Origin of the sequence: Nocardiopsis sp. NPDC007018, assembly GCF_040635075.1 — a bacterium.
GTDB lineage: Bacteria > Actinomycetota > Actinomycetes > Streptosporangiales > Streptosporangiaceae > Nocardiopsis.
The window spans coordinates 1-21004 of sequence record NZ_JBEYHA010000007.1 but is presented as its reverse complement, the minus strand read 5'-3'; the positions used below and the strand labels follow the sequence as shown (position 1 = coordinate 21004).

General features: G+C 72.5%; 16 protein-coding genes. 6 read left to right on the top strand and 10 right to left on the bottom strand.

The genetic code is table 11. The annotated features are described in order from the left end of the window. Positions 1 to 234 precede the first annotated feature (234 nt). Complete coding sequence (locus ABZ635_RS05190; RefSeq protein WP_357759187.1) at positions 235 to 1464, bottom strand: FAD-dependent oxidoreductase; 1230 nt, start codon at positions 1462 to 1464, stop codon at positions 235 to 237. Positions 1465 to 1738: 274 nt separating this feature from the next. Between ABZ635_RS05190 and ABZ635_RS05185 the strand changes: the two genes are divergently transcribed. Next, a complete protein-coding gene (locus ABZ635_RS05185) occupies positions 1739 to 1921 on the top strand; it encodes a hypothetical protein (protein ID WP_357759185.1) in 183 nt (60 codons plus the stop codon). Between the two features lie 114 nt (positions 1922 to 2035). Here the strand turns inward: ABZ635_RS05185 and ABZ635_RS05180 are convergent, their stop codons facing one another. Beyond that, the gene (locus ABZ635_RS05180) at positions 2036 to 2788 is read right to left on the bottom strand and encodes an IclR family transcriptional regulator (RefSeq protein ID WP_357759183.1); all 753 of its coding nucleotides are present in this window, start codon (positions 2786 to 2788) and stop codon (positions 2036 to 2038) included. Between the two features lie 216 nt (positions 2789 to 3004). Between ABZ635_RS05180 and ABZ635_RS05175 the strand changes: the two genes are divergently transcribed. From ABZ635_RS05175 to ABZ635_RS05165, 3 genes are all read left to right on the top strand, one after another. Then, positions 3005 to 4357 carry an NAD(P)-binding domain-containing protein gene (locus ABZ635_RS05175; protein WP_357759180.1) on the top strand — a complete coding sequence of 451 codons (1353 nt, stop codon included), beginning with the start codon at positions 3005 to 3007 and terminating at the stop codon, positions 4355 to 4357. An 88-nt stretch (positions 4358 to 4445) separates the two neighbouring features. Then, positions 4446 to 5792, top strand: coding sequence for a TRAP transporter large permease subunit (locus ABZ635_RS05170; RefSeq protein WP_357759178.1), 1347 nt, complete (start codon positions 4446 to 4448; stop codon positions 5790 to 5792). Beyond that, on the top strand, positions 5789 to 6049 hold the full coding sequence (locus tag ABZ635_RS05165) for a hypothetical protein (protein ID WP_357759176.1): 261 nt from the start codon (positions 5789 to 5791) through the stop codon (positions 6047 to 6049). The genes ABZ635_RS05170 and ABZ635_RS05165 overlap by 4 nt, the downstream gene beginning before the upstream one ends. A 239-nt stretch (positions 6050 to 6288) precedes the next feature. Here ABZ635_RS05165 and ABZ635_RS05160 read toward each other — a convergent pair whose 3' ends face one another. The 6 genes from ABZ635_RS05160 to ABZ635_RS05135 all read right to left on the bottom strand — a co-directional run bounded on the left by ABZ635_RS05160 (position 6289) and on the right by ABZ635_RS05135 (position 15405). Next, positions 6289 to 7446, bottom strand: a complete 1158-nt coding sequence (locus ABZ635_RS05160) for a uroporphyrinogen-III synthase (RefSeq protein ID WP_357759173.1) — start codon at positions 7444 to 7446, stop codon at positions 6289 to 6291. Continuing rightward, a complete protein-coding gene (gene nirD / locus ABZ635_RS05155) occupies positions 7443 to 7805 on the bottom strand; it encodes a nitrite reductase small subunit NirD (RefSeq protein WP_357759170.1) in 363 nt (120 codons plus the stop codon). Before nirD ends, ABZ635_RS05160 begins: the two co-directional genes overlap by 4 nt. Further along, positions 7802 to 10312 (bottom strand): nitrite reductase large subunit NirB, encoded by a 2511-nt coding sequence (gene nirB / locus ABZ635_RS05150; RefSeq protein ID WP_357759168.1) that lies wholly within the window; start codon positions 10310 to 10312, stop codon positions 7802 to 7804. The genes nirD and nirB overlap by 4 nt, the downstream gene beginning before the upstream one ends. Before the next feature lie 142 nt (positions 10313 to 10454). Then, positions 10455 to 11897, bottom strand: a complete 1443-nt coding sequence (locus ABZ635_RS05145; RefSeq protein ID WP_357759164.1) for an FAD-dependent oxidoreductase — start codon at positions 11895 to 11897, stop codon at positions 10455 to 10457. After that, entirely contained in the window at positions 11894 to 14026 is a 2133-nt protein-coding gene (locus ABZ635_RS05140) for a molybdopterin oxidoreductase family protein (RefSeq protein ID WP_357759162.1), read from the bottom strand. The genes ABZ635_RS05145 and ABZ635_RS05140 overlap by 4 nt, the downstream gene beginning before the upstream one ends. Next, positions 14023 to 15405, bottom strand: a complete 1383-nt coding sequence (locus ABZ635_RS05135; protein WP_357759159.1) for a nitrate/nitrite transporter — start codon at positions 15403 to 15405, stop codon at positions 14023 to 14025. Before ABZ635_RS05135 ends, ABZ635_RS05140 begins: the two co-directional genes overlap by 4 nt. Before the next feature lie 306 nt (positions 15406 to 15711). On the opposite strand from ABZ635_RS05135, the gene ABZ635_RS05130 reads away from it, so the two are divergent. Beyond that, positions 15712 to 16863: a hypothetical protein gene (locus tag ABZ635_RS05130; protein WP_357759158.1), complete on the top strand. Its 1152-nt coding sequence runs from the start codon at positions 15712 to 15714 to the stop codon at positions 16861 to 16863. Between the two features lie 196 nt (positions 16864 to 17059). Here ABZ635_RS05130 and ABZ635_RS05125 read toward each other — a convergent pair whose 3' ends face one another. Beyond that, positions 17060 to 18469, bottom strand: coding sequence for a sodium:solute symporter family protein (locus tag ABZ635_RS05125; protein WP_357759155.1), 1410 nt, complete (start codon positions 18467 to 18469; stop codon positions 17060 to 17062). A 111-nt stretch (positions 18470 to 18580) separates the two neighbouring features. Beyond that, positions 18581 to 19414, bottom strand: a complete 834-nt coding sequence (locus tag ABZ635_RS05120) for a MurR/RpiR family transcriptional regulator (protein WP_357759152.1) — start codon at positions 19412 to 19414, stop codon at positions 18581 to 18583. 157 nt (positions 19415 to 19571) lie between these two features. On the opposite strand from ABZ635_RS05120, the gene ABZ635_RS05115 reads away from it, so the two are divergent. Beyond that, positions 19572 to 20819 carry an amidohydrolase family protein gene (locus ABZ635_RS05115; protein WP_357759150.1) on the top strand — a complete coding sequence of 416 codons (1248 nt, stop codon included), beginning with the start codon at positions 19572 to 19574 and terminating at the stop codon, positions 20817 to 20819. The last annotated feature ends 185 nt before the right edge of the window (positions 20820 to 21004 follow it).

The window sequence follows — 21004 nt, the reverse complement described above, 5'->3', positions numbered from 1 at the left end:
TTCACCCCGGGGAGTCCCGAACACGGGCTCGGTAGCGACTCGTCCTCGATCCGTCACCGCACCCGCCAGGAAGGGTGCGGGCCACCAGGGGTCACCCCTCGGACTCGGCCCGCTCGGGAACCCGCCGGGCGCCGAGCCGTCGGCGGGCCCGGACACCAGCGAGGGACGGGCCCGCCTCGGGCGGGCCGTACCGGGTTCCCCCTGGGGCACCCTTTTCGCGCCCGACCCCCGGCCCTACGTTCGGGGCGGGCGGCGGGCGAAGTCCGGCGCGTGCTCCGAACGCACGCCCACGCCGATGACGTACGCGGGCACACCGGTCAGCCACGGGGCGGCCCGCAGCAGGCCCAACACCGCCCTCGGCGGCCCCTGCCTCTCCCCCCGGACGATCGGCTCTGCCAACGTGCGATGCATGGCCCGCTGTAGCGCCTGGACGACCACCGTCGGCAGGAGCCGCCGACGACGCACCCGGGCCAGGTCGCGCCCCTTGAGGGTGCGCTCGCGCAGGGGCCGGGCCAGCACGGCGGCCGCCGCCACGGCGTCCTGCACGGCCAGGTTGATCCCCACCCCGCCCACCGGGGACATGGCGTGGGCCGCGTCCCCGACGCACAGCAGACCGGGCCGGTGCCACCGGCGCAAGCGGTTGACCCGCACGTCCAGGTGCTTGACCTCGTCCATGGAGCCCAGCTGGCGGATCTGGTCGGTCAGGTCGGGCATGACGCCCTCCAGGTCCCGGCGGAACGCCTCCACCCCGCGTTCGCGCAGTTCGGCGTCGGTGCCCTTGGGCCCCAGGTAGGCGGCCTGGAGGTAGCCCTCGCGGGGGATGACGACGGCGAAGCCGCCCCTGCCGGCGCTCGGCGTCAGACTCGTCACCAGTCCGGGTGCCGCCGGGAGGCGGAACCACCAGGCGTCGATGCCGACGGGGAAGTTCCTGGGCACCAGGCCCGCCTCGCGCCGCACCAGGGACCACCGGCCGTCACAGGCCACGGTCAGGTCCGCGCGCAGCTCGCCCTCCCCTTCCGGGGACCGGTAGCGCACCCCCTCGATCCCGCCGGGCCCGCGCAGCAGGCCGGTGGCCTCGGTCCTCATCCGCAGGGTGAAGGAGGGCTCCTCGCCGCCCGCCTCGGCCAGCAGGTTGAGCAGGTCCCACTGGGGGACCATGGCGACGAAGGGGTAGGGCGTCCTCAGCCTCCGGAAGTCGGCGAGGGTCACCGTCCGCCCCGCCCCCACCGGCCAGGCGACGTGGTCGACCCTGCTCTGGGGCAACTCGGCGAACCGCTCGTAGAGGCCCAGCTCCCCCAGGAGTCGGAGGGTGGAGGGGTGCACGGTGTCGCCTCGGAAGTCGCGCAGGAAGTCGGCATGCTTCTCCAGCACGGTCACCCGCACACCGGCGCGGGCGAGCAGCAGCCCCAGCACCATCCCGGCGGGTCCACCGCCCACGATGGCGCAGGTCGTCGATGGGCTCATCGGCTTCTCCTTCGTCGTGGCACGCACGGGGTCGTCCGTCGCGCGGGAACGGGCGGTGGCCGGATACGGTCAGCGGCCGAAGAGAGCCTCGTGAGTGGGGAGACCTCCCCTTGCACCTCACGACTCCCCCACCGGATCAGGTCCATGTCGTCATCCTCCCCCCGCTCCTCCCCCGTACCCTTCCCCCCGGGTGTGCGGCCGCCGCTCGCCGACGACCCCCGGCACGTGGGCCCCTTCCGCCTGCTCGGGCGCCTGGGCTCGGGGGGATATGGGGGTGGTGCACGCGGCGGTGGACGGTGCCGGGCGCACCGTCGCCGTCAAACGGGTCCACTCCTCGCTGGCCGCCGATCCGGAGTTCCGCGCCCGGTTCCGCAGGGAGGTCTCCCTCGTGCGCCGGGTCCGTTCCGAACACGTCCCCCGGTTCCTGGACTCCGGCACCCGGGACACCGTCCCCTGAAGAGATCGAAGGCGCTTCTACGCGGCGAACACCCGGCAAAGCCGCCCCGAGAGCGGTCGCGGGACCACCCGCGAGTCAGCGCCGCAAGCCAGGCCTCGGGAGGTCCCGAACCGGTCAGACGCGAGCGCCGATGGCCCCCGCCCCCCGTGACAGCTCGGGCAACCAGGTGATCAGCTTCTCCGCACTGGTGACGTCGGTCGTCGTCACCAGGTTGATCGCCCCGACGAGTTCCTTCTCGGCGTCGTACACCGGCACGCTCAGGCTCAGCGCACCGAGTTCCCGCTCGGACTCCGCGAGGTAGTAACCGTCCTCGCGCACGCGCCGGACATCTTCCATCAGGGCCCGCTCACCCTGGACCCGCCCCGAGGCCAGTGAGACCTCCGGGAAGCGGCGGACGTACTCCTCGATCTCCGCGTCCGGCCAGGCCGCCAGCAACACCTTCCCGCCACCGACGTCGAGCGGCACTCGGCGCCCGATCGGGAACTGGTAGCGGAGCGGATCGGCTCCGCTGACACGGGCGATGAGGATGCGCTCGTCCCCCGAGCGGACGAACACGGAGGAGGTCAGCCGGGTGGTCGCGGAGAGCTCGGTGAGCACCGGCGTCGCGATCGTGCTCACCCGGTCGTTGATCACGAAGCCGTGCGCCAGCCCCAGCACCACCGGACCGAGCGCGTACCCCAGGCGCCCCTGTTGGACGTAGCCGCGCCGCACCAGCTGGTTCACCGTCCGTTGCGTGGTGGCCAGGTGCAGGTCGGCCTCCCGCGCGATGTCACTCAGCCGCAACGGACCGCGCGCGCGTTCCAGGCATTCGAGCACGTCCAGCGCACGGTCGAGCGTGCGTCCCTGGTTTCCGCCTCCGGCGCCCATGCTCGCCTCGCCACTTCTTCGCTCGTGTTCCTTTGGAGAACTTCCTGGCCCCCGGGCAGCGACCTCGAGGCCCGCAGGACACGGCGATCCAGCTCGCTGCCGCTCCGTCCAAGGTAGCGGAGAGGTTTCCGGGAGGTTGACAGCCAAGAGAGCCACAGGTCACACTCGCTATCAATCAACAAGAGAAACTATCACTCAATGATAGCTGGTGCAATGATGAAGGTAGCCGTTCTGGGACTGGGCGAGGCGGGCGCGATCTTCGCGGAGGCCTACGCCGCCGCTGGTTGGCAGGCCGTCGGCTTCGATCCCGCGAGCACGGTGCGGACCCCCGAGGGCGTCGATCGGGCCCCGTCGACGGCGGAGGCCGTGGCCGGAGCGGACGTGGTCCTGAGCCTCGCGACGGCCGCGCACGCGGTCTCCGTCGCCCGCGAGGCCGCGTCCGCGTTGCGACCCGACGCCGTCTACATCGATCTCAACGCGGCCTCTCCGCAGGTCAAGACGGATGTGGCACGTACTGTCGATGGTGCGGCCCGCGTGGTCGACGGGGCCCTCATCGGTTCGGTCGTCAAGTTCGGGCCGAAGGTCGAGATCCTCCTCGCGGGGCCCGCGGCCGAGGAGGCCGCCCAGATGCTCAGAACCGTGGGCGCGAATGCCGAGCCGATCGGCGAGAACGTGGGTGCCGCGTCGGGGCGCAAGCTGCTGCGCAGCGTGTTCATGAAGGGGCTGGGTGCGCTGATCACCGAGGCCATGGACGCCGGAAGCGCGGCGGGCGAGCAGGAGTGGATGCGTGAGCAGGTGGCCGCCGCCCTCACGGACGGCGACGCCGCGCTGGAACGGCTGGACCATGGCACGCGGCTGCACGCCGTACGGCGCTCCCAGGAGCTGGACGCCAGCATCGCCCTGCTGGACGAACTCCACGTGGAAGCCCCCGTCAGCAACGGCGCGGCCGACCGTCACCGGCATCTGGCACGTGTGAGCGAACACCCCGACGAGCGGCTGATCGACGCCTACGCGACGATCCCCACCGCCGCCATCGGGGACGCGCGGGACCGGCTCGGCTTCCTGTCCTCCAGGATCAGGCCGGTCTGGGCCGGGGCCCGTCTGTCGGGACGCGCCCTGACGGTGCAGACACGGCCCGGTGACAACCGAGCCCTGCACCAGGCACTGACCGTCGCGCGCCCCGGTGACGTCCTGGTCGTGGACGGAGGGGGCGACGACTCCCGCGCGCTGTTGGGTGAGCTGATCGCCGAACGCGCCATCAACAAGGGAGTGCGCGGAATGGTGATCGACGGCGCGGTCCGTGACGCCGACGAACTGCGCGAGCTCGGCTTCCCCGTCTGGTCCGCCGCGATCTCCCCCGCGGGCCCCTACAAGGACGGGCCCGGCCACGTCGGTCGCACCATCGCGGTGGGCGGCGCGGTCTGTGCTCCAGGGGACATCGTGGTGGCCGACGGAGACGGGGTGTTCGTCGTACCGCGTCTGGAGGCCGAGCGGACCCTGGTCGGCGCCCGGCTCGTCCTCTCCGACGAGGCCGAGCGCCGCGAGGCCATCCGGAGGGAACGCGCGTGACGCACCCCTACCCCACCAGGTCGCTCCCCCGGGGCGACACACCGCCCGTCCACGGGCACCAGTACTCCCCTCCACCGAAAGTCGACCCATGCCGATCGCACTACTAGCCCTCGCGGCGTTCATCGCCGTGATCATCGTGTGGAACGTCGTGTTCAGGCGGAACATGGGTGAAGCCATGCTCCTCGGCCTCGTGGTCACCGCCCTGTTCGCCGGGACGCGTGCCCCGGAGTACCTCCTGGGAGGGCTGACCGACGCCCTCACCCACGACGTGCTCTTCGCGGCCCTGGCCTTCGTGTTCATGGCCTACCTCATCGACGCCACGGGGCTGATCCAGAAAATCCTTGCCATCCTCAACTCCGCGTTCGGGCGCGTCCGAGGCGGTCCCGCGTTCATCGACACGGCCGGTTCCGCCGTCTTCGGAGCCCTTTCCGGGTCCAACTCCGCGAACACCGCCTCCAGCGGGTCCTTCACCGGCCCCTGGATGGTGCGCACCGGGTGGTCCCCCACTCGGGCCGCCACCGTGCTCGCGGGCAACGGCGGGATGGGCGCCGCCCTGCCGCCCAGTGCCTCGATGGTCATCATGATCGGGTTCGCCGGGGGGATGGTCACCACAGGCCAGGTGTACCTGGGTCTCCTGATCGCCGGGCTGTACCAGATCCTGTTGCGCATCGGTCTGGTCACGTACTTCGTCCGCCGCGACGGTGTCTCCAAGGTGGACGAGCACGACCTGGTGCCGATGCGTACGTCGCTGCGTCAGGGTGCCGGCGCGCTGACGATCTTCCTCGGAGCGCTCATCCCCATCGCCTTCACCGTGGGCCCCCTGGCTACGTACCTGACCGAGTCCACTCCCCTGGGCGACGCGGTCGGCGACATCTCACTGCTCACCTGGATACCCGTCCTCATCATCGGTTTCTCCCTGATCGCCGGACGGGACCGTCTCCCACGGACGGTGCGCGACTGGTCCCGTCTGCTGGACGGCGCCCTGCCGAAGTTCGCGACCATCGGAGCCCTGCTGTTCTTTGCGATCGCCGCGAGCGAGATCCTGGGGCGCCTGGGTCTCGCGGAGGACGTCAACGTCATCCTGGAGTCCCTGCCCGTCGGTTCCACGGTGATGGTGGTGGTCGTCGGCCTGGTGGTCACCCTGGTCGCCGGTCCGCTCTCGTCCACGGCCACCCTGACGGCGGTCGGTCAGATCTCCTTGCTCGCACTGGTCGGCGTGGGGGTCGACCCGCTCCTCGCGATCATCGCGATCCTGGTGTTCGCCTCCACCGAGGGGGCCTCGCCTCCCGCCTCCGGCTCGATCTTCGTCGCCGCGGGTCTGACCGGGGCACGGCCGGAGAGCACCTTCCTGCCACTCATCGTCTACTACATGATCCCGATCTTCCTGATCGGCTGTCTGATCGGTTGGAACGTCCTTCCGATCCCGGGGGTATGACCGTGCTCGCTCTCAAGTCCCGAACCTTCGGCGTGGTTCGCGCGCTGTTCAAGATCGGTCTCGTCTGCTGCCTGGCGCTCGGAGCGCTCTTGGTCCTGGGGCAGATCGCCGGAGTCCTCATCCAACGTCCGGAGTGGGTGACCGGTGCCTCCGACCTGCTGTTCGTGCCGAGCGTGGGCGCGGCGGCGGCCTTCGGAGTCCTCGGCTTCATCGGCAACTACCTCACGCCGCAGGAGACCGCCCCCGAGGAGGACTGAGGTCCGGAACGGCGGGGTGGGGCGCATCGTGCCCCATCCCGCCGACGCGAGGTCCCGCTCAGGCGCCGCGTGCTCCACCGACCCGCTTCCGGAACTCCCCTCAGTCCGTGAGCGCGGTGTCCGGTTCGGTGATGCCAGGGTGCCGTGCGGGTCGCGGGTGCCTTGGACGGCCAGGATCAGGTTGCCGGTCTTCATCGCGTGGCTGCGGGCGTAGCCGCTTCTTCCTTTCTGGTGCCGGGTCAGCCGGCGCAGTCGGGGGTGTCCAGGGCCAGCCGGTAGCCGCGCTTGACCACGGTCTGGATGATCCGGGGGTCGCCGAGGGCGGTGCGCAGCCGGGCCACGGCGGTCTCGACGGCGTGGGCGTCGGCGTCCTCGCCCAGGCACGTGAGCAGTCGGGACCGGTCCAGGACCTGCCCGGGGCGGTGGGCCAGGGCCCGCACCAGCCGCATCAGGGTGGGAGAGAGCGGGTGGACGACGCCGTCGACCAGGACGGCGTGGCCGCGCGGGCGCAGGCGGTGTCCGGCCACGTCCAGCGTGGGGAAGCGGGCTGGCAGCTCCTCCGCGAGCCTGCGGACCTGGGAGCCGATCCGGGCCCGGGCGGGCCAGACGGTGGGGATGTCGTGGGCCATGAGCGGGCGCGCGGTCACCGGACCCACGCACATGGCCAGCACCTCGCCGCGCAGCGCGCGGACGAGGCCGTCCCCCTGGCCGGTGGCGCGGGCGCGGGCGAGCAATCCGGCGGCGGCGGGCGCGCTGGTGAAGGTCACCGCGTCCACTCCCCCGCTGGTGACGGCCTCGATGAGCCGGTCCAGGGCGGCGGTGTCCTCGGGCGGGGTCCACCGGTAGACGGGCACCTCGACCACCTCGGCTCCGGCCAGGCGGAGCGCGGCGGTGAAGTCCGGCAGGGGCTCGCCGTGCAGTTGGACGGCCACGCGCAGGCCCTGGACGCCCTGGTCGAGCAGGTAGTCCAGGACCTCGGCGGAGGACTCCGAGGGCGGTGACCACTCCTCGGTGAGCCCGGCCGCCCGTATCGCTCCACGGGCCTTGGGTCCCCGGGCCAGCAGGCGGGAGGCGCGCATCCCGTCCAGGAGCCCTTCGGCGGTCCCCCACGTCTCACACGCCTCGACCCACCCACGGAAGCCGATCCCGGTGGTGGCCACGACGACGTCGGCGGGACGGCGCGCGAGTTCGTCGGAGACCGACGCCAGACGCTGGTCGTCGCTGAGCGGCACGATGCGCAGGGCGGGCGCGGCCACGACGTCGGCGCCCTTGCGGCGCAGCAGGGCGCTCATCTCCTCCGCCCTGCGCGCCGCCGTCACGGCCACGGTGAACCCGGCCAGCGGCGCGACGGTCGCGGGTTCGTTCCCCGGAGGAGTGGTGGCGGGGGCGGTGTTCACGGTGTTCCCCCCTCGACGGCGATCTGCACCGTGCCGCCCCTCTGGCGCACGGGCCAGGTGGTCAGGCGGGTGTCGTCGTCGAGTCCGGTACCGGTGCGCAGGGAGTAGACCTCCTTGAGCATGGGCGAGGTGATGGTGGGTTCCCCGCCCCGGTCACCGACGATGCCCCGGGAGATGACGGCGGCACCGGTGCGGGGGTCGATGTTGTCCACCGCGTACAGGTGGTGGTCGCGGGTGCGGAACAGGGCGACCTGCGCGCCGTTGGGGAGCAGCACGGCCACACCGTCCTCGACGCGCAGCAGGTGTGCGGGGCAGACGTCGGTCCAGGTGGTGGCGGGTGCCTGCGTGGTGACGGTCATCGGGTGGCCTCCTGCGGTCGTCGGGCGGGCATGCCCAGGTTCACGGACGCGGTGTCGGGCACCCGCTGGTCGCGGGCGGTGGTGAAGCTGATCGTGGGGTCGGGTGTGTGGGGGGCGTTGGCGAAGGACACGAACCGGGAGAGCTTGTCCGGGTCGGCCAGGACGGCGGCCCACTCGTCGGCGTAGGAGGCCACGTGGCGGTCCATGGCCTCCTCCAGCTCGGCGGCGACGCCCAGGGAGTCGTGGACGACGACGTCGCGCAGGTGGTCCAGGCCGCCTTCGAGGGACTCGATCCACGGGGCGGTGCGCTGGAGGCGGTCGGCGGTGCGCACGTAGAACATCAGGAACCGGTCGATGTAGCGGATGAGGGTGGGCTCGTCCAGGTCACCGGCCAGGAGCTCGGCGTGGCGGGGCGTGAACCCGCCGTTGCCGCCCACGTACAGGTTCCAGCCCTGGTCGGTGGCGATCACCCCGAAGTCCTTGCCCCGGGCCTCGGCGCACTCGCGGGCGCATCCGGAGACCGCGGACTTGAGCTTGTGGGGTGACCGTAGGCCCCGATAGCGCTCCTCCAGGCGGATGGCCAGCCCCACCGCGTCCTGGACCCCGTAGCGGCACCACGTGGTGCCCACACACGACTTGACCGTGCGCAGGGCCTTGCCGTAGGCGTGTCCGGACTCGAACCCGGCCTCCACCAGGCGCGCCCAGATCGCGGGCAGCTGCTCCAGCCGGGCGCCGAACAGGTCGATCCGCTGGCCGCCGGTGATCTTGGTGTAGAGGTCGAAGTCGCGTGCCACCTCGCCGATGACGATCAGTTTGGCGGGGGTGATCTCACCGCCGGGGACGCGCGGCACGACCGAGTAGGTGCCGTTGCGCTGGATGTTGGCCAGGTAGCGGTCGTTGGTGTCCTGGAGGGTGGCCTGTTCGCCCTCCAGGATGTGGCCGTGGCCCAGCGAGGCCAGGATGGAGGCGACGGCGGGCTTGCAGACGTCGCATCCGTGCCCGGTGCCGTGGGCGGCGATCAGGCCGGAGAAGGTGGCGGTACCGGTCGCGCGGACGATCTCGACGAGGTCCGCGCGGGACTGGGGGAAGTGCTCGCACAGGGCCCTGGACTGCTCGATCCCGGACTGGTCGAGGATCTGTTTGAGCACGGGAACGCAGGAGCCGCAGCTGGTACCCGCCCTGGTACAGGCCTTGAGGGCGGGGACGTCGTGGTGCCCGTCGGCGATGGCGTCGGTGAGGTCGCCCTTCGTGACGGCGTTGCAAGAACAGATCTGCGCCGTGTCGGGCAGGGCGTCCGTACCGGCGCCGGTGGTGCCCTCGGGCGTGATCAGGGCGAGCGGGTCACCGGGCAGCGGCGATCCGACCAGGGGGCGCAGGGTGGCGTAGGCCGAGGCGTCCCCGACCAGGACTCCGCCGAGCAGCGTGGTGGCGTCGTCCGAGACCACGAGCTTGGCGTAGCGGCCGCCCGCGGCGTCGTTGACGACCACGTCCAGGGCCCCGGGGGCGCGTCCGTGGGCGTCACCGAAGCTGGCCACCTCCACCCCGAGGAGTTTGAGCCGCGTGGAGGTGTCGGCACCGGTGAAGGTGGCCGTACCGCCCAGGAGGCGGTCCGCGACGACCTCGGCCATGGCGTTGCCGGGGGCGATGAGGCCGTAGACGGTGCCCCGGTGGTGGGCGGCCTCGCCGACCGCGTGGACGCGGGGGTCGCTGGTGGTGCAGGTGTCGTCGACGACGATCCCGCCGCGTTCGGCCACCCGGAGTCCGGCGGCGCGGGCGAGGTCGTCGCGGGGGCGGATGCCCACGGAGAACACGACCAGGTCGGTGTCGAGGTGGGTGCCGCCGTCGAGGGTCAGGCGGGCGGCCCGACCCCCGGGCGAGGGTTCGACACCGGTCGAGGCGGTGCCGGTGTGCACGTGGACGCCCAGGTCGCTCACCAGGGTGCGCAGCAGGGACGCCGCGCCCCGGTCGAGTTGTGCGGGCATCAGGTGCGGGGCGAGTTCGACCACGTGCGCCTCCAGGCCCAGCAGACGCAGGGCGTTGGCGGCCTCCAGGCCCAGCAGGCCGCCGCCGACGACCACACCGGTGCTGGCGCCCCGGGCGGAGGCGGTGATGGCCTCCAGGTCCTCGATGGTGCGGTACACGTGGCAGCCGGGCAGGTCGCGGCCGGGAACGGGCGGCACGAACGGGGTGGAGCCGGTGGCCAGGACCAGGCGGTCGTAGGGCAGCACCCGTCCGCTGGCGGTGGTCACGGTGCGACGGTCGCGGTCGACGGCGGTGGCGCGTTCGTCGACGTGCACGTCGACGCCGGGGCCGGACAGGTCTCCCAGGGACAGGTCGTCGGCGCTGGCCCCGTCGAAGTAGGAGGACAGGGCGACGCGGTCGTAGGCCGCGCGGGGTTCCTCCCCCACCACGGTGACGTGCCAGCGCCGGTCGGTGTCGCGGTCCCGGAGGGCCTCGACGAGCCGGTGGCCGACCATGCCGTTGCCGATGACGACGAGTTCTTCCATGGTGTGCGCGGCTCCTCCTGGTACGGGGGCGGACTTTCCCCAGGCAACCTTCCGGGTGTTTCCCCGTGGTCAGCCGCCTGTGTCACGGTTGTTTCGTTGTGCCGACTCCTGGGGCGGGCGGCGTGTGATGCGCGGTCCGGGGTCAGCCGACCGGTGTGCCCCGCAGGCGCTCCAGCAACGCCCCCACGTCGCGCACGCACCCTCCGCAGCCGGTCGTGGCACGGGTACGTTCGGCGACGGCCTCGCGGGTACGGGCCCCGTCCAGCCACGCCTTCTCGATGTCGGAACGGCCGACCGCGTTGCAGCGGCACACCGGTGCCTGCGCCTCCTCCCGGGTCGCGGCGACGGCGGTGGGCGGCCGCTGGAGGAGGGCGAGGCGGTCGGAGGGCACCGGGGCGCCGGTGTCGTAGAGCTGGGACAGGGTGGCGGCGGCCTCGGGGAAGCCCAGCAGCACGGCGCCCACCACCCGTTCACGGCGCACCGAGAGCTTGGCGTACCGGCCGCCGTGGGGGTCGCTGATGGTGACGGTCTCCAGCCCCGGGGCGTCGTCCTCCTCGTGGACCCGCCCGAACGCGGTCAGTTCGATGCCCTCGGCCTTGAGCCGGGTCAGCGGTCGGGCCCCGGTGTAGGCGGCCTGCGGCGCGGCACCGGTCAGGCGCCGGGCCAGCACGGCGGCCTGTTCCCAGCCCGGCTGGACGAGCCCGGCACCGCCGCCGGGGTGCTCGGCGCAGTCACCGATGGCGTGGACCCGGGGGTCGGAGGTGGCCAGGCGGTCGTCCACGACCACACCGTGATCGACCACGATCCCGGCCCGGGCGGCGAGTTCGGTGTTGGCGCGTACCCCGGCCGCGACCACCAGGGCGTCGCCGGGCAGGACGGTGCCGTCGTCCAGTTCCAGACCGGTACCGGGTACCCAGCGCGCGGCGGCCCGGCCCGCGTGCACCGCCACCCCCAGGGCGGTGTACCCGGCGGCCAGGACCCGCGCGGCGCCCTGGTCGACCTGTCGGCACATGATCCAGGGCGCGGACTCCACGACGGACACCCGCGTCCCCCGGACCACCAGGCCGCGCGCGGCCTCCAGGCCCAGGACTCCGCCGCCCAGCACCACCACGGGGGCGCCGGGCCGGGCCAGGGCGACGATGCGCTGGCAGTCCTCCAGGTCGCGCAGCGTGCACACCCCCTCTCCCGGACCGCCGTCGGGGGCGCGCACGCCGGGGACCGGCGGGAGCGCGGCGTGCGCCCCGGTGGCCAGGACGAGTTCGTCGTAGGGCAGGCGGGTCCCGTCGTCCAGGGAGAGGGTCCGCCGCCGCGTGTCCAGGGCGGTGGCGGCCACACCGGTGCGGACGGTGACCCCCGGACCACCGGGGGCGGGCAGCCGGATCTGGTCGGGTCCGTAGTCCCCGGCGAGCACACCCGAGAGCAGAACGCGGTTGTAGGCGGGGTGCCGTTCCGCGCCGACCACGCTGACGCGGACGCGGTTCCCCGCCGGGTCCAGCCGGGCCGCCTCCTCCGCGAAGCGGGCGCCGACCATACCGTTCCCGACGACCACGACTCGGCGCGGCGACGTCCTCTGCGCGGTGTTCACCTGGGGCCTCCTGGCGTGGGTGTGTCCGCCGGGTCCGGGGCTCCTCGCCCCGGGCCGGGCGGTTCGGGTTCCAGGCGTACGACGCTGACCTTGAACTCGGGCATCCGGCTGACGGGGTCCAGCGCCGGGTGGGTGAGGTTGTTGGCGGCCTGCTCACCGGCGAAGTGGAAGGGCAGGAACACCGTGTCCAGACGGGCGGTGGGTTCCAGGCGCACCCGGGCGCGCGTGTGTCCCCGGCGGGAGGTGACGCGGGCCCAGTCACCGGCGGCCAGGCCCGAGCGCGCGGCCGTGGCGGGGTGTACCTCCACGTACGCCTCGGGCTCGGCGTCGTCGAGTTCGGCCACGCGGCGCGTCTGGGCTCCGGACTGGTAGTGGCCCATCAGCCTGCCGGTGGTGGCCACCAGGGGGTACTCGTCATCGGTGGTCTCGGCGGGGTCGCGGTGGGTGACCGGTACGAGGCGGGCGCGCCCGTCGGGGTGGGCGAAGGCTTCCAGGAACAGGCGGGGCGTGGACCCGGTGGGGGTCCGGACCGGCCAGTACAGCGCCTGGCCGTCGGCCAGGCGCCGAGGGGTGACCCCGGAGTAGTCGGCCGGGCCTCCGGCGGAGGCGCGGCCGAGTTCGGCCAGGACGGCGTCGGGGTCGGTGGGGAAGCGTCCGGCGGGCTGTCCCAACCGCACGGCCAGGGCGGAGAGGACCTCCAGGTCGGTCCACACCCCCTCGGGCGGGGCGGTCGCGGGGGCGCGGCGGAGCACGCGGCCCTCCAGATTGGTCATGGTGCCGCCCTCCTCCGCCCACTGGGCCACGGGCAGGACCACGTCGGCCGTGGCGGCGGTCTCCGAGAGCACGAAGTCGGCCGCCACCAGCAGGTCGAGGGAGTCCAGGCGGTCGCGGACGCGCGCGGTGTGGGGAGCCGACACCAGGGGGTTGGAGCCGAACAGCAGGAGGGCGCGCGGCCCGTCGGGGGCGCCCAGGGCGTCGAGGAGTTCGAAGGCCGAGCGGCCCGGACCGGGCAGGGAGCGGGGGTCCACTCCCCACACCCCGGCCACGTGTTCGCGCGCGTCCGGGTCGTCGATACGGCGGTACCCGGGCAGCTGGTCGGCCTTCTGCCCGTGTTCACGGCCTCCCTGGCCGTTCCCCTGACCGGTGATACACCCGTAGCCCGAACCGTGGCGGCCGGGCAGGCCCAGGGCCAGCGCCAGGTTGATCCAGGCCGACACCGTGTCGGTGCCCTTGGCGTGCTGTTCTGTGCCGCGGCCGGTGAGGACGTAGGCCGACCGGTTTCCGGCGGCCCGGCCCAGTAGGTCGGCGGCGGCGCGGACGCTCGCGGCGGGCACACCGGTGACCCGTTCGGTCCGTTCGGGCCACCAGGCCGCGGCGTGCTCCCAGGCGGCGTCGAACCCGGTGGTGCGCTCGGCGAGGAACGGCTCGTCGCACCAGCCCCGCACACGTGCCGCGTGCAGCAGGCCCAGTGCCAGGGCGAGGTCGGTGCCGGGCCGGGGAGCCAGGTGGAGGCCGCCCTGGTCGAGGGCGACCCGTGCGGTGGCCGACCGGCGCGGGTCGATGACGATGAGGGTGGGCGCGCGGAGGTGTCCCATCATCGGTGGCATGGTCTCGGCGGGGTTGGCCCCGGCGAGCAGGACCGTCTCCGCCTCGGCCACGTCGGTCAGGGGGAAGGGCATGCCCCGGTCCAGGCCGAAGGCGCGCGTACCGGCGGCGGCCGCCGAGGACATGCAGAACCGGCCGTTGTAGTCGATCTGTGAGCTGGCCAGGGCCAGGCGCGCGAACTTGCCCAGGGTGTAGGACTTCTCGTTGGTCAGGCCGCCACCGCCGAAGACCGCGACGGAGTCGGGCCCTGACGCGGCGCGCAGGGCCAGCAGACGCTCCGCGACGTGGTCCAGGGCGGTGTCCCAGTCGGTCTCGACCAACTCGCCGCCGCGCCTCTCGCGCAGCAGGGGGCGGGTGAGCCGGTCGGGCACGGTGAGGACCTCGGCGGCGGTCCACCCCTTACGGCACAGGCCGCCCCGGTTGGTCGGGAAGGGAGCGGGGCGGGCGGCCAGACGCCCGTCCGGTCCGGGCTCCAGGCTCATGGCGCACTGGAGCGCGCAGTACGGGCAGTGGGTCGTGGTCATCGGGCCGTGACCGGGACGAGCTGGTCGGCGGAGGCGGGGCTCGCGGGACGACGCAGGTACACCGCCCAGGTAACCATGGCGCAGAGCAGGTAGAACGCGCCGAAGGCGACGAAGGCGGGCGCTGTGGAACCGGTCGCCGCGAAGGACTCGCGGAAGCCGACGTTGATGCCCACGCCGCCCAGTGCGCCGACCGCGCCGATCAGGCCGAGCATGGAGGAGGCCACGCGCTTGGTGCGGGCCAGGGCCTGCTCCCGGGGTTCACCGGCGGCGATGGCGTCCTCGGCCCGGGCCGCGTAGATGGAGGGGATCATCTTGTAGGTGGAGCCGTTGCCCAGGCCGGTGAGGACGAACATCACCGCGAACGCGCCGATGAACAGGGTCAGTTGACTGGCCTGGACGGCCAGGACGAGCACGGCGGAGCAGGCGGCCATGGCGGCGAAGACCCACAGGGTGACGCGGGCACCGCCCAGGGAGTCGGCCAGTCGGCCGCCGACCGGCCGGATGAGCGAGCCCAGGACCGGGCCCAGGACGGCGATCCCCGCGGCCTGCACGGGCTCCAGGCCGAACTGGGCCTGGAGCAGGAGACCGAAGGCGAACCCGGTGCCGATGAAGGAGCCGAAAGTGCCCACGTACAGCAGGGACATGATCCAGAAGTGGTGGTCGCGGGTGGCCGACAGCTGCGCGGCCGCGTCGGCGCGCACGTGCACGAGGTTGTTCATGGACCGGTACGCCCACCAGGCGGAGAGCAGGATCAGCGGCGCGTAGAAGAGCGGGACCAGGTATCCGGCGGAGGTGGTGAACAGGGCGATGACGGCCAGCCCGACCAGCTGGACCGTGGCGACGCCGATGTTGCCTCCGCCCGCGTTGAGGCCCAGGGCCCACCCCTTCTCCCGTTCGGGGAAGTAGGAGTTGATGTTGGCCATGGAGGAGGAGAAGTTGCCGCCGCCCAGGCCCGCGGTGGCGGCCAGGACCAGCAGCAGCCAGAAGGGGGTGTCGGGGTCGCGGACCAGGAAGAAGGCGGCCACGGTCGGGACGATCAGCGCCAGGGTGGCGACGACGGTCCAGTTGCGCCCGCCGAAGACGGGCACGGCCAGGGTGTAGGGCACGCGAAGGACGGCGCCGACCAGGGTGACCACCGACAGCAGCAGGAACTTCTGCTCGGGGGTGGTGGTGAAGCCGTGCTCGGGGGTCATGAACAGTACGAGCACCGACCAGATGCTCCACACCGAGAAGCCGATGTGTTCGGAGGCGATGGAGGCCCAGAGGTTGCGGCGGGCCACCCGGCGCCCCCCGGCGTCCCAGAACGCCTCGTCCTCGGGGTCCCAGCGGGAGATCCAGCTCCTGCCTGTGCGCGGCGCGCGTTGGCCTGTTCCGGTCACGGCTGGTGCCTTCCTGCTCGGCGGCTGTCGACGAACCGACGATAGGGAGGCCTCGTTGCCTGGGGGTGTCCTTTGATGACACGCACGGAGACAGTCCGCTCACCGAGCGGGCACGGTCATGGTGAGAACCCCCGTCACCGCTGGTGGGGGGATGGTGGTACGCCAGCTTGGCCGCGACGGACACCCGACTGTGAACAGAGTCACCCCCGCTGGCCGTGGCGCCCGTGACCGCATCCGGTCACCTCGGACGGTCATGGGCACTGCCGGTGCTAGACACGAGCTGTGTGTGCCATTCTCTCTTCCTCCGTGCCGCGCCTGCTGATACCCCTCGCGACCCTGACGTTGGCGGCCTCCGCCTGCGGTCCCGGTGAGGGAAGGCCACCGACCGACCAGCCGAGTGAGGGGGTGGTCGACGAGGAGGGAACCGATCTGACCGCCCCGGGAATCCTGACCGCCGCTTGCGGATCGGGGGAGGTGACCCTCACCCTCCTCTCTGACGAGGACGGCACCGAGCTCTCCGCCCGCACGTTCGACACCGACTCCGTCACCGGAGGCGAGTCGGAGCACTTCCCCTTCGGCCACGCGGTACTGCCGCAGGAGGGGTCGGTGCGCGGCGTCGACTGCGAGAACGCGGACCCCTTCCTCAACGACAGAGAGCTTCTCTTCGTCTCCTTCGTCGAAGAGCTCGACGGCACGGAGGTCAACGGCTTCGGCGTGGTCGACGAGGCCGGAACCCTCACTGCCCTCAGTCCGCCCCGGGACACCGGCGACTTCACGGTCCTGAGCGACTACACCCGGCCACACCTCGACCGTGAGAGGAATCGGATCGTCTTCGTCGAGCAGGAGGGTGACGAGGGCGACGGAACCGTCCACGCGCTCGACCTCGGCTCGGGCGAGACCACGCCGATCGGTGAGTGTGAGACCCACTGCCACACGATCACGCTGCCGCCTGGAGCGGAGAGTCCGTTGTTCGGACTGGCCACACATCGGATCGTGGTCGATCCCGGGAGTGGTCTCGCTGCCGCGTCCCACGGCGCCTACGAACCCTCGGTCTTCCTGTTCGACCCCGGTTCCGAGAGCACGGACGGCTTCCCCGAGTTCTCCTACGGCACCGGCGAGCCGACCAACGTCATGGGCGAGGTCGCCCACATGTTCGAGGGCCCCAGCCTCCTGGTCGAGAACGACGAGCTGACCGTGGTGGAGTTCACCGCCGAGGACCTCACCGCGGACGGAGCGGTGGGCGACGACCTCGGCTCCCGGACCCTGGTGCCTCCGAGCGAGCGCACCAACACCTCGCCGCAGCCCTCCCCGGACGGCACCGAGATCGTCTTCCTCTCGGAGACCGAATCCGGTGAGGCGAGCTGGTACCGCGTGCCCTTCGACGGCTCTACAGAGCCCGAGCGGATCTCCGACGTGCCCGCCGAGCACCTGGGGTCGACCATCGTCGCCTGGCAGTGACGCCCGCGACATCCCGGGTACCGGGCAGCGGCGACGACCTCTTGGAACCGGGACGTGTCCGTCCACGACCGCCCGCCCGGACCGCCGGTCCCTCGTCCCACGCCCGGGGGTGACTGAGGTCAGCCGCTCGTGGGAGGACGCCCGGACACGCGTGCGCGCCGCCGGTGTCCCCGGCGGCGCGCACGGTGCGACGGCCTCAGTCCACGCCCGCGGCCTCCAGGGTCCGGCGGTCGGGGGCCTTGGTGAGCAGGCTCGCGACGACCAGGGCGAGCACGGCGGCGGGCAGTGCCACGATCACCCCGTTGAAGCCGCCCGGGGCACCGGCCACCTCCCAGCCGATGGTGACGGCGGTACCGGTGATCAGGGCGGCCACGGCGCCCGCCGTGGTGGCGCGCTTCCAGAACAGGACCGCCAGCACGGCGGGGGTGATCGCCGCGCCGTAGATCGTGTACGAGTACATCTGGAGGTCGAGGACGGTCGGGAAGTACAGGCCCAGGGCGACCGCGACCAGGGCAATGGCGACCACGGACAGGCGCTGCACGATCAGGGTGCCACGCTCGCCCACCTTGCCCCCGCTGAACCTGGCGAACAGGTCGAAGGCGATGTTGGAGGCACCGGAGAGCATGAACGACGAACCGGTGGTGACGACGAACGCGACGGCACCGGCCAGCAGCAGCCCGCCGATGAGCGTGGGCAGGTGGCCGTCGGTGGCCAGGCGCAGGACCGACTCGTCGCCGTTGATCCCGGGCATGAGCACGGCCGCCGAGGTGGCCAGCATGATCACGGGGACGAACACGAAGAAGCTCGCGATGAGCATGCCCAGCGTGGAGTTGCGGGCGGAGCGTTCGTCCTTGGCGGCGGCCAGCCGCTGGTAGAGGTTCTGGTCGGCCAGCAGGAGCAGGAACAGCGGGAGGAAGTAGCCGAGCAGCTGGAGCGGGCTGAGGCCGCCGCTGGGAGTGCGGGCCGCCTCGGGCAGTCCCTCCCAGTAGACGGGCAGTCCGCCGACCGCGACCAGGATCAGCGGCACCGCCACGATCAGCGCGCCGAAGACGAGGATGGCCGAGACGAAGTCGGTGTAGGCGACGGAGAACAGACCGCCGGTGACGGTCAGGATCGTCACGACGGCGGCGACGATCAGCGCGCCCTGGGTCGTGGTGAGCGGCGTGATCAGGGAGAGGACGTATCCGCCGCCGACGAACTGCGAGGCGACCAGACCGACGTAGGCGATGGTGGTGACCACCGCCGCGACGGTGCGCACCCCACTGCCGAAGCGGGCTTCGAGCAGTTCGGGCACGGTGTGGCGGGCGGCCCTGCGGATGCGGCGGGCGGCCAGCAGCAGGACGAGGATGCCCAGTGGCGTGCCGGCGAAGAAGATCATGCCGGCCATGGGGCCGTAGTTGTAGGCGAAGTTCGCGCCACCGATGATCGTGCCCGATCCGACCCAGGTCACGATGAGCGTGGCGATCATGACGGGTGTGGACAGGCTCCGCCCGGCGAAGAGGAAGTCCTCACCGGTGCGGACCTTGGAGGACCGGGAGTAGTACAGGCCGATCCCGACCATCACCAGCAGGTAGGCGGTGATGAGGACCAGGTGGGTCGTTTGCATGGGCTGCCTCAGGAGGGGACACGATGGGGTGAACGGCGGGTGAAGCCCGATGTAACCAGCAACGATGCCCCGAATGCAATGCTTGTTGCAATTGGTGTGACCCAGATCATCCTAGAAGAGGTCGGCTCGCCGCCAGAACTCCTCGGCCCGCCGGACCGACTCCAGCGCCGCGTCGCCCCCGATCCTGGCCAGTTCCGCGAGCACCGCGTGCACGACCGTCATCGCCGCCGTCAGGGACGGGAACATGCCCACCCCCTCGCTGGGTACGGCCACGACGTGGTCGGCCAGCGCCCCCAGGGGCGAGTCCCGCCGGTCGGTGATGAGGGCGATCGCCACCGACTCCTCGGCGGCGATCTCCACCGCGCGACGCAGCCCGACCGGGAGCATCCACAGGTCGCAGACCACGAGCAGGTCGCCCTCTCCCATCCGTGCCAGGGCGTTGGCCAGGGCGGTGCCTCCGGAGTCGTGGAGGCGCACGTCGTAGCCCATGATCCCGGCGGCGTGGGAGAGCTGCACGCCCGGGGCCGCGAAGGTGCCCGAGCCCAGGACCAGGGTGTTCCGTGCCCCGTGGATGGCGGCGGCGACGGCCCGCACCCGGTCGGGTTCGAGCGTCCGCTCCAGGAGTCGCAGGTTCTCCCGGTCCGAGCGCACCGCCGCGCGCACCGGGTCGGTGTCGGAGCCCGCGTGCTCGGCCAGCACCTCTCCCGCGCTGAGCGAGGCCAGGTAGCGCGAACGCAGCTCGACGCGCAGGGCGGGCCACCCGGTGAAGCCGAGCTGCTGGGCCGCGCGGACCACGGTGGCGACGTTGACCTCCGCCCTGGACGCCACCTCGGCGGCGGTCGCGTAGGAGGCGAACCGGGGCTCGTCCCGCAGGACGTGCAGGACCCTCTCGCTGGCCCTGCCCAGGCGCCCCCGCGCGAGCGTCTCCTCGATCCAGTCCGCCATCAGTCCTCCTCCGTTCGAGCGGTCCGGACCACCCGGGTCGCGCCCATCCAGCGATACCACCCCCGCTCGACAACCGAGGCCCGGTGCAACGTATATTGCATCTCGTCGCCGCGAATCGACCCGCGACGGACCGCGCACCCGACCCTGGAGGTTCCCCGTGACCGACGGCCCCCGGCCCACCGCCTACACGAACACGGCCCTGCTCGACCCCGAGACCGGCACCCGGACCCCCGGGTCCTGGCTGCTCGTCGAGGACGGCGTCATCGCGGCGCGCGGCACGGGCGAGGTGCCGGTCTCCGTCACCGACCGCGCGGAGACGGTCGACCTCGGCGGGGCCACCCTCATGCCCGGCCTCGTCGACTCCCACGTCCACGTCACCGCGCTCAGCGCGGACCTCGGCGCGGTCGGTGACCACTCCCCCTCCTACGTCGCGGCCTTCGCCGCCCGGTCCCTGTCCGACATGCTGGGGCGCGGCTTCACCACGGTGCGCGACGTGGGCGGCGCCGACTGGGGTCTGGCCGAGGCCGTGGACGACGGGCTCGTGGACGGCCCCCGCCTCGTGTTCGGCGGCAAGGCGCTCTCCCAGACCGGAGGGCACGGCGACTTCCGGCCGCGCGGGCGACACGGCACCGACCAGCACGGGTGCTGCCCCGGCGCGGGGCTGGTCTGCGACGGCCCCGTCGAGTTCCGCAAGGCCGCGCGTGAACAGCTCCGCACCGGCGCCCACCACGTCAAGGTGATGCTCTCGGGCGGAGTGGCCTCCCCCACCGACCGGATCGACTCCACCCAGTCCTCCGAGGACGAACTGCGGGCGGTCGTCGAGGAGGCCGAGGCCGCCAACCGGTACGTCACCGGGCACGCCTACACCGCGCGGGCGGTCAACCGGGGCCTGCGCCTGGGTGTGCGCTGCATCGAGCACGGCAACCTCATCGACCAGAGCAGTGTGGAGCTGTTCGTGGAGCACGGGGCCTTCCTGGTACCGACCCTGGTCACCTACCGCGAACTGTCGCGCCAGGGCGCGCGCAACGGGCTTCCCGCCGAGAGCCAGGCCAAGGTGGACACGGTGCTGCACAAGGGGCTGGAGGCCCTGCGGATGGCGCACGAGGGCGGCGTGCGCCTGGTGTTCGGCACGGACCTGCTCGGCGGGATGCAGGCGCACCAGAGCGCCGAGTTCGCCCTTCGCGGCGAGGTCCAGCCCGCGGCCGACGTGGTGCGCTCGGCCACCAGTGAGGCGGCCGCGCTCCTCGGACTGGAGGGCGAGATCGGCACGTTGCGCACGGGGGCGCGGGCCGACCTGATCGTCGTGGACGGCGACCCGCTTTCCGACCTCACCCTGCTGGCCGAACCGGAGCGCGGTGTGCGCGCGGTCCTGCGCGACGGTGTGATCCGCCGCTCCCGCGCGTAGCGGAAGCGGGGAACGGGGGCCGGTCGGACCGGATCGGCCGGACGGCCCCCGTCAGCGACGGTTGCCGAACCACCCGGCCGAGGCCGCCTGGCCAGGCGGCCGCCGGCGGGGGGGTGGGGGTTTAAAAAACGGGGGCGGGAGGGGGTGTTAGGGGTGTGGGACCAAAAGCAGCCGCTCGGCCAGAT